Here is an 8,458-nt window from a genome sequence, read left to right as displayed (position 1 = left end):
GCTGGGTGGAATGCGGAAATTTTTTTCGTGAAGCACTGAACTTTCCTGCAACGGGCCGGGTCAGAACTCGTGAATGGCTGGAGAAGCCCTTCGATGCTCCTTTGCAGTGTTTAGTGTTGGCAGAATCCTGGACCCCGCCCTAGCGGTCCGGACTTGAACCCCGAACTTCCCCCTCCCCATACGAAGCTCGGGGTTTTTTTTGCCCGCGATTCAGTCCTGCGCCTCTTCCCCGTCTTCTTCCGGCAGCAGCCCCAGCCAGTTGGCCAGCACCCGCTGAGCCTCCTCCACGCCCTCGCGCTTGGGCGCCGAGAACAGCTGGATCGACGCGACGTCGCCCCAGCCCTGCTGGATTTCCCTGCGGACCTTGAGCAGCGCGTTCTTCGCCGCGCCGAAGGCCAGCTTGTCGGCCTTGGTCAGCAGCACGTGGATCGGCAGGCGGCCGGCCTGGGCCCAGTCGAGCATCAGCACGTCGAATTCGGTCAGCGGATGGCGGATGTCCATCATCAGCACCACCCCGACGAGGGCCTCGCGGCTGCTCAGGTAGGCCTCCAGGTGCTGCTGCCAGTGCAGTTTCAGCGGGATCGGCACCTTGGCGTAGCCGTAGCCGGGCAGGTCGACCAGGCGGCGCTCGTCGTCGAGCCGGAAGAAGTTCAGCAACTGGGTGCGCCCCGGGGTTTTCGAGGTTCGCGCCAGATTGGCATGGGTGAGTGCATTTAGCGCGCTAGACTTACCAGCGTTGGATCGGCCGGCGAAGGCGACTTCGCGGCCGCTGTCTTCCGGACATTGCTCGACCTTGGCCGCGCTGATCAGGAAAGTCGCCTGTTGGCACAGGCTGAGGATGGGGTTCTTGGCAGGCGTCTTGGGGGGCATTGGGGGCTTCCGCGGCGGGTGCGACTCGGTGTCGCGGGGGCCGGTCTCGTTTTCGAACAGGCAGGCGAAGTATATAATGCCGCGGATTTTGTGTGCGCTTTATCCCCCAGGGTCGGGCGCCACGGGAACGCGATAATCAACGGGCCGCGCAATAGAACGCGGACGTTCCCTCCCGATGAGGACAATCATGAAGAAACTGCTGTTCGCAGCCGTAGCCGCCGCGCTGGCTACCAGCGTGCAGGCCGCGCAGGAACCGGAGGCGGTGTTCAACCGGGCCTGCGGCGCCTGTCATGCCGGCCAGTTGCCAATGGCCCCGAAGAAGGGCGACGCCGCAGCCTGGAAACCGCGCCTGGACAAGGGCATGGACACCCTGGTGCAGCACGTGACAAACGGTTTCAACGCCATGCCGCCACGCGGCCTGTGCACCGACTGCAGTGCCGAGGACTACAAGGCGATCATCCAGTGGATGTCCCACTAAGCAACTTGGGCCTCTCTCTTTCACCTTTAGCCGTAATGGATTAGCTGATGAACAAAATAATCGTGAGTCTGCTCTTGACCCTGGGACTGACCGGACTGGCCCACGCCGAAGTAGGCGACGCCAAGGCCGGCCAGGCGAAAGCCGCCGTGTGCGGTGCCTGCCACGGGGCCGATGGCAACAGCATGGCGCCGAACTTCCCGAAGTTGGCCGGCCAGGGCAACAAGTACCTGCTCAAGCAGATGCATGACATCAAGGACGGCAAGCGCACCGTGCTGGAGATGACCGGCCTGCTGACCAACCTGTCCGACCAGGACCTGGCCGACATCGCCGCCTACTTCTCCAGCCAGAAGATGGGCGTCGGCGCCGCCGATCCCAAGCTGGTCGCCGCAGGCGAGGCGCTGTACCGCGGCGGCAAGCTGGCCGACGGCATGCCCGCCTGCACCGGCTGCCACTCGCCCAACGGCGTGGGCAACGAGACCGCCGCCTTCCCGCACCTGGGTGGCCAGCACGCCGCCTACGTGGCCAAGCAGCTGACCAACTTCCGCGAAGGCGACCGCACCAACGACGGCGACAGCATGATCATGCGCAGCATCGCCGCCAAGCTGTCGAACAAGGACATCGCAGCGGTTTCCAGCTACATCGAGGGCCTGCACTGAGGTCGTCGCGGAAATGAAAAAAAGGGTGGCTCAGGCCGCCCTTTTTCATATCGGGCGCCACTACAATGCTGGAACCGCCGCCGGCCGCCCCGGTCCAAGCACCGCCGCGCAGCGGCGCCCCCGATACCGCCAAGGAGTGAACCATGCGTAACCTGATTTTCACCGCCGTCCTGGCTTTTGCCGGCCTGTTCGGTCTCAGCGCGCAAGCCGCCGAGTTCGAAGCTGGCAAGCAGTACACCGAGCTGAGCACCCCCGTTCCGGTGTCCAAGCCTGGCCAGATCGAGGTGGTGGAGCTGTTCTGGTACGGCTGCCCGCATTGCTACGCCTTCGAGCCGACCATCAACCCGTGGATCGCCAAGCTGCCGGCCGACGTGCACTTCGTGCGTATCCCGGCCATGTTCGGCGGCATCTGGAACGTCCACGGCCAGCTGTTCCTGACCCTGGAAGCCATGGGCGTGGAGCACAAGGTGCACACCGCGGTGTTCGACGCCATCCACAAGGAAGGCAAGAAACTCGCCACTCCGGAAGAAATGGCCGACTTCCTCGCCCCGCTGGGCGTGGACAAGGACAAGTTCCTCAGCACCTTCGACTCGTTCGCCATCAAGGGCCAGATCGAGAAGGACAAGAAACTGGCCATGGCCTACCAGATCAGCGGCGTACCGACCATGGTCGTCAACGGCAAGTACCGCTTCGACATCGGTTCGGCCGGCAGCCCGGAGAAGGCCCTGGAACTGGCCGACTTCCTGATCGCCAAGGAACGCGACGCCGCCAAGGGCGCCCAGTAAGGTAGCCGGGCATGCTGCGCAGGCACAGCCAGCAACGCACCGCGGGAGCCCGCCTGGCGCGGGTCAACCCGCAGGCGGAGGCTGGCGAGTATCCCGCCGACGGCCGCCTGCGCCTGCTCAGCTTCAACATCCAGGTGGGCATCAGCACCGAGCGCTACCGCCACTACCTGACCCGCGGCTGGCAGCACCTGCTGCCCACCGCCGGGCGCGCCAGCAACCTGCAGCGCATCGGCGACCTGCTCGCCAACTACGACCTGGTGGCCCTGCAGGAAGCCGATGGCGGCAGCCTGCGCTCGGGCTACGTCAACCAGGTGGAGCACCTGGCCCAGCTCGGCGCCTTCCCCTACTGGTACCAGCAGCTCAATCGCAACCTCGGGCGCATCGCCCAGCACAGCAACGGGCTGCTCAGCCGCCTGCGTCCGAGCGCCCTGGAAGACCACCCGCTGCCCGGCCCGCGCGGCCGCGGCGCCATCCTCATGCGCTTCGGCGAAGGCGATAACGCCCTGGCCGTGGTGATGATGCACCTCGCCCTCGGCGCGCGTACCCGCACCCGCCAGCTCGCCTACATCCGCGAACTGCTGCAGGGCTACCGCCACCAGGTGCTGATGGGCGACATGAACACCCACGCCAGCGACCTGCTCGAAAGCTCGCCGCTGCGCGACCTCGGGCTGATCGCCCCGCAGGTCGAGGCGACATTCCCCAGCTGGCGCCCGCAGCGCTGCCTGGACCACATCCTGCTCAGCCCCGAGCTGACCCTGGAGCGGGTCAGCGTGCTGCCCGAGCCGATCTCCGACCACCTGCCGGTGGCCGTCGAGATCCGCCTGCCGGACGGTTGCCGGGAAGACTCCGCGCTTGCCCTGAAGGACGCTCGATGAGCCGCGACGAGAACCAGCGCTGGAAGGAAAAGTACCTCGCCAACATCGAGCAGCAGGAACGCCTGGAGAGCCGCTGGGAGGCGCGCATCGACCTGCTGCGGCGCGGCCTGGTGCGCAGCAGCCTGGCGGCCGAGGGCAGCGACAAGGCGGTCGACCAGTGCATGCAGGAACTGCGTGAACTGCTGCGCCGCAACGACATAGACGCCGGTCTCTCGCGGCTGATCCCGCGCCTGGAAAAGACCGTGCTGGACTCCGAGCAGCGCCGCCAGCAGCGCATCCGCCAGAACGTCACCGCGCTGCAGCAGATCGCCCAGCAGCTGCTCGGCCTGGACCTGCCGCGCGACGTGCGCCTGCCGCTGAAGCTGTTCGCCCGCGACCTGGAAGCGCGCGCCAGCCAGTCCCGCGAGCTGCCGGTGCTGCTCGGCGAGTTGGGCAACCTGCAGCGCCGCGTGCTCGACCAACTGGCCGCCGGTCCCGAGGCGCAGCGCCCGGGCCTGTTGCAGCGGCTGTTCGGCGGCCGCGACGACGAGGAAGACAGCGCCACGGCGCCGGCGGAGCCGGTGGCTGAAGCGCAGCCGGCCCCAGCCGCGCCCGCCGCCGATGCCGTTGTCGAAGCGCCAGCGAGCGCCGAGACCGCCCCCGTATCCGCGCCGGTCCAGGAAGAAAGCGCCCCGGCGGTGCTCGAAACCTGGTCGGCGCCGCCCGGCGAAGCGCCACAAAGGCCCGCCGCCGCGCTGGACAGCCTGCCGCTGCCCGCCGGGCTGATTCCCAGCTCGCCGCGCCCGGTGCTGCTCGACGTCGAGGGCGACCAGCAATACGCCCTGCCGCCGATGCCCGAGCCCGGCTACAGCGCGGTGGCGCCGCACATCGAGGCCAGCCTGCTGCACCTGCTCGACGAGCTGCAGCTGCCGACCTCCCACCGTACCCAGGCCGAAGCCCTGCGCGAGCGCATCAACGGCAGCCTCAACTGGTACGAACTGGTGCCGGTGCTGGACGACCTGGCCGTGCTGGTGCTGGCCCTGAACGACAGCGGCCAGGAAGCCTTCGAAGGCTACCTGGTGCAGCTCAACGAACGCCTGAGCACCTTCCTCGCCAGCCTCGGCTCGGTGCAACAGGGCCAGTCCGACGCCGCCGATGGCGCGCGGCGCCTGGACGACGAACTGCGCGACCATGTCAGCGACCTGCAGAGCAGCGTGCAGCAGGCCACCGACCTGGAATCGCTGAAGCGCTCGGTGGATGGTCGCCTGGAAGGCCTGCTCGGCAGCATCGAGCGGCATCGTCAGGAGCGCGAGGCGCGCGAGCATGAAGCCGGCGAACGCCTGCAGGAGCTGGTGGCGCGGGTCGCCTCGATGGAGGAAGAGGCGCGCAGCGCCCAGGCCAGCATCGAGGACCAGCGGCAGAAGGCCCTCACCGACCCGCTCACCGGCCTGCCCAACCGCGCCGCCCTGAGCGAGCGCCTGGAGCTGGAAGCCGCGCGCGTACAGCGCTTCGGCGGTGACCTGGTGCTGGCGGTACTGGACGTCGACCACTTCAAGCGGATCAACGACGACTTCGGCCACCTGGCCGGCGACAAGGTGCTGAAGATCATCGCCGGCGAGTTGGCCAAGCGCATGCGCAAGACCGACTTCATCGCCCGTTTCGGCGGCGAGGAGTTCGTCGTGCTGCTGCCTTCCACCGGCATGGATGGCGGTCGGCAGATGATCGAATCGCTGCGCGCGGCGGTGGAAAAGATACCCTTCCATTTCAAGGGCGAGCCGCTGACCATCACCTGCTCCGCCGGCCTCGCCCAGCTGCGCGAGGGCGAGCGCAACGAAGCCGCCTTCGAACGCGCCGACCAGGCCCTGTACCGCGCCAAGCGCGGCGGCCGCAACCGCCTGGAGCTGGGCTAAGCGCACCGTGCCCCCGTAGGAGCGCGCCATGCGCGCGATCGCGGCCATCCCCGTGAACGCGCAGGGCGTGGCAGACGTAGGGCGTATAACCGTTCGCGGTTATCCGCCGTTGGCCCGAGCGCCGGAGCTGGGGGCAATGGCGGATAACGCCGCAGGCGTTATGCGCCCTACTGTTTTGCGCAGAAGCGTCCGCGCGGCGCGCGGCCCATCCATCATCTCCGCTTGACGAATGAAAGCTCTTGGGTTTTGATTCGCACCTATAACTTTCGAATCGAAACATAATCCTTCATGTCGAAACGCAACACGCCCCAGCGCCGCCACGAGATCCTCGCCTTGCTCAACCAGCAGGGTGAGGTCAGCGTGGATGACCTCGCCCGGCGTTTCGCCACCTCCGAGGTGACCATTCGCAAGGACCTCGCCGCCCTGGAGAGCAACGGCCTGCTGCTGCGCCGCTACGGCGGCGCCGTGCCGATGCCGCAGGAGCTGCTCGCCGAGGCCACCCCGCCGCTGTCGCCGTACAAGCAGGCCATCGCCCGCGCGGCGGCGGCGTGCATCCGCGAGCACGCGCGGATCATCGTCGACAGCGGCAGCACCACCGCGGCGCTGATCCCCGAGCTTGGGCGCAAGCCCGGCCTGGTGGTGATGACCAACTCGCTGAACGTGGCCAACGCCCTGCGCGAGCTGGAGCGCGAGCCGGTGCTGCTGATGACCGGCGGCACCTGGGATCCGCACTCGGAGTCGTTCCAGGGCCAGGTGGCGGAACAGGTGCTGCGCTCCTACGATTTCGACCAGCTGTTCATCGGCGCCGCCGGCCTCGACCCGGCCCGCGGCACCACCACCTTCAATGAACTGCTCGGGCTCAGCCGGGTCATGGCCGAGGTCGCCCGCGAGGTGATCGTCATGGCCGAGGCCGACAAGCTCGGGCGGCGCATGCCCAACCTGGAGCTGCCGTGGAGCAGCATCCAGACCCTGATCACCGACGAACGCCTCAGCGACGAGGCGTGCGCCCAGATCGAGGCGCGCGGCGTGAAAGTCGTACGCGCGCGCTGAACGAACCCAGGAGAACGCCCCATGTGTGGAATCGTTGGCGCCATCGCCGAACGTAACGTCACCCCGATCCTCGTCGAGGGCCTCAAGCGCCTCGAGTACCGTGGCTACGATAGCGCCGGCCTGGCCCTGGTGGACGCCGCCGGCACCCTGCAGCGGCGCCGTCGCGTCGGCAAGGTGGCCAGCCTCGAACAGGCCCTGGCCGAGCAGCCGCTGGCCGGCAGCCTGGGCATCGCCCACACCCGCTGGGCCACCCACGGCGCGCCGAGCGAGGCCAACGCCCACCCGCATTTCTCCCACGACCAGCTGGCGGTGGTGCACAACGGCATCATCGAGAACCACGAGGAGCTGCGCGAGTACCTCAAGGGCCAGGGCTACGTGTTCACCTCGCAGACCGACACCGAGGTCATCGTCCACCTGCTGCACCTGCGCCTGCGCGAGCTGGGCGACCTGACCGTGGCGCTCAAGGCCACCGTCAAGGAACTGCACGGCGCCTACGGCCTGGCGGCGATCAGCCTGGCCCAGCCGGACCGCATCGTCGCCGCGCGCAGCGGCAGCCCGCTGGTGATCGGCCTGGGCCTGGGCGAGAACTTCCTCGCTTCCGACCAGCTGGCGCTGCGCCAGGTCACCGACCGCTTCGTCTACCTGGAGGAAGGCGACATCGTCGAGCTGCGCCGCGACAGCGTGCAGCTGTGGGACGCCGAAGGCCGTCCGGTGGTCCGCGAGGCCGTGCAGTACCACGAGGGCGCCGAGGCCGCCGACAAGGGCGAGTACCGCCACTTCATGCTCAAGGAAATCCACGAGCAGCCCAAGGTGGTGCAACGCACCCTGGAAGGCCGCCTGGGCGGCAACCAGGTGCTGGTGGAGAACTTCGGGCCGAACGCCGCCGAGCTGTTCGCCAAGGTGCGCAACGTACAGATCGTCGCCTGCGGCACCAGCTACCACGCCGGCATGGTCGCGCGTTACTGGCTGGAGGAGCTGACCGGCATCCCCTGCCAGGTCGAGGTGGCCAGCGAGTTCCGCTACCGCAAGGTGGCGGTGCAGCCGGACGCCCTGTTCGTCACCATCTCCCAGTCCGGCGAGACCGCCGACACCCTGGCCGCGCTGCGCAACGCCAAGCAGCTGGGCTTCCTCTCCAGCCTGGCGATCTGCAACGTCGCCACCAGCTCGCTGGTGCGCGAGTCGGACATGACCCTGCTGACCCTGGCCGGCCCGGAGATCGGCGTGGCCTCGACCAAGGCCTTCACCACCCAGCTGGTCGCCCTGCTGCTGCTGACCCTGGCCATCGGTCGGGTCCAGGGGCGCCTCGACGAGGGCGTCGAGGCCGAGCTGGTGGAAGCCCTGCGCCGCCTGCCCACGCGCCTGGAAGAAGCCCTGGCGATGGACAAGGTGGTGGAGAAGGTCGGCGAGCTGTTCGCCGAGAAGAACCACACCCTGTTCCTCGGCCGTGGCGCGCAGTACCCGGTGGCGATGGAAGGCGCGCTGAAGCTCAAGGAAATCTCCTACATCCACGCCGAGGCCTACCCGGCCGGCGAACTCAAGCACGGCCCGTTGGCGCTGGTCGACAGCGACATGCCGGTGGTCACGGTGGCGCCGAACAACGAGTTGCTGGAGAAGCTCAAGTCCAACCTGCAGGAAGTGCGCGCGCGCGGCGGCGAACTGATCGTCTTCGCCGAAGGCAACAGCGGCATCGGCAACGGCCCCGGCACCCACGTGGTGAGCATGCCGCCGATCCACGACTGCCTGGCGCCGATCCTCTACACCGTGCCCCTGCAGCTGCTGTCCTACCACGTCGCCGTGCTCAAGGGCACCGACGTCGACCAGCCGCGCAACCTGGCCAAGTCCGTCACCGTCGAGT

8 protein-coding genes are annotated in these 8,458 nt (G+C 68.0%); 7 read left to right on the top strand and 1 reads right to left on the bottom strand.

Going from position 1 to position 8,458, the window contains the following annotated elements:
• Positions 1-210 precede the first annotated feature (210 nt).
• A complete protein-coding gene (gene yihA / locus P3W75_RS02845) occupies positions 211-870 on the bottom strand; it encodes a ribosome biogenesis GTP-binding protein YihA/YsxC (RefSeq protein WP_276225862.1) in 660 nt (219 codons plus the stop codon).
• A 187-nt stretch (positions 871-1,057) separates the two neighbouring features.
• On the opposite strand from yihA, the gene P3W75_RS02840 reads away from it, so the two are divergent.
• The 7 genes from P3W75_RS02840 to glmS all read left to right on the top strand — a co-directional run.
• Positions 1,058-1,348, top strand: coding sequence for a c-type cytochrome (locus P3W75_RS02840; RefSeq protein ID WP_276225861.1), 291 nt, complete (start codon positions 1,058-1,060; stop codon positions 1,346-1,348).
• 47 nt (positions 1,349-1,395) lie between these two features.
• On the top strand, positions 1,396-2,004 hold the full coding sequence (locus P3W75_RS02835) for a c-type cytochrome (protein ID WP_276225860.1): 609 nt from the start codon (positions 1,396-1,398) through the stop codon (positions 2,002-2,004).
• Positions 2,005-2,147: 143 nt separating this feature from the next.
• Entirely contained in the window at positions 2,148-2,789 is a 642-nt protein-coding gene (dsbA, locus tag P3W75_RS02830) for a thiol:disulfide interchange protein DsbA (RefSeq protein WP_276225859.1), read from the top strand.
• 11 nt (positions 2,790-2,800) lie between these two features.
• Positions 2,801-3,664, top strand: coding sequence for an endonuclease/exonuclease/phosphatase family protein (locus P3W75_RS02825; RefSeq protein ID WP_276225858.1), 864 nt, complete (start codon positions 2,801-2,803; stop codon positions 3,662-3,664).
• Entirely contained in the window at positions 3,661-5,553 is a 1,893-nt protein-coding gene (locus P3W75_RS02820) for a GGDEF domain-containing protein (RefSeq protein WP_276225857.1), read from the top strand. Before P3W75_RS02825 ends, P3W75_RS02820 begins: the two co-directional genes overlap by 4 nt.
• Positions 5,554-5,841: 288 nt before the next feature.
• Positions 5,842-6,603: a DeoR/GlpR family DNA-binding transcription regulator gene (locus P3W75_RS02815; protein ID WP_276225856.1), complete on the top strand. Its 762-nt coding sequence runs from the start codon at positions 5,842-5,844 to the stop codon at positions 6,601-6,603.
• 21 nt (positions 6,604-6,624) lie between these two features.
• On the top strand, positions 6,625-8,458 hold a 1,834-nt coding region (gene glmS, locus P3W75_RS02810), incomplete at its 3' end, for a glutamine--fructose-6-phosphate transaminase (isomerizing) (protein ID WP_276225855.1).

The sequence above is a fragment of the Pseudomonas citronellolis genome (genome assembly GCF_029335315.1).
Classification (GTDB): Bacteria; Pseudomonadota; Gammaproteobacteria; order Pseudomonadales; family Pseudomonadaceae; genus Pseudomonas; species Pseudomonas citronellolis_A.
The sequence above is the reverse complement of the archived record's forward strand: the minus strand, read 5'-3'. Positions and strand labels throughout refer to the sequence as shown.

Bases quoted from the DNA above. Each gene is read 5' to 3' on its own strand.
- yihA (WP_276225862.1), bottom strand. From the start codon at position 870: ATGCCCCCCAAGACGCCTGCCAAGAACCCCATCCTCAGCCTGTGCCAA.
- P3W75_RS02840 (WP_276225861.1), top strand. From the start codon at position 1,058: ATGAAGAAACTGCTGTTCGCAGCCGTAGCCGCCGCGCTGGCTACCAGC.
- P3W75_RS02835 (WP_276225860.1), top strand. From the start codon at position 1,396: ATGAACAAAATAATCGTGAGTCTGCTCTTGACCCTGGGACTGACCGGA.
- dsbA (WP_276225859.1), top strand. From the start codon at position 2,148: ATGCGTAACCTGATTTTCACCGCCGTCCTGGCTTTTGCCGGCCTGTTC.
- P3W75_RS02825 (WP_276225858.1), top strand. From the start codon at position 2,801: ATGCTGCGCAGGCACAGCCAGCAACGCACCGCGGGAGCCCGCCTGGCG.
- P3W75_RS02820 (WP_276225857.1), top strand. From the start codon at position 3,661: ATGAGCCGCGACGAGAACCAGCGCTGGAAGGAAAAGTACCTCGCCAAC.
- P3W75_RS02815 (WP_276225856.1), top strand. From the start codon at position 5,842: ATGTCGAAACGCAACACGCCCCAGCGCCGCCACGAGATCCTCGCCTTG.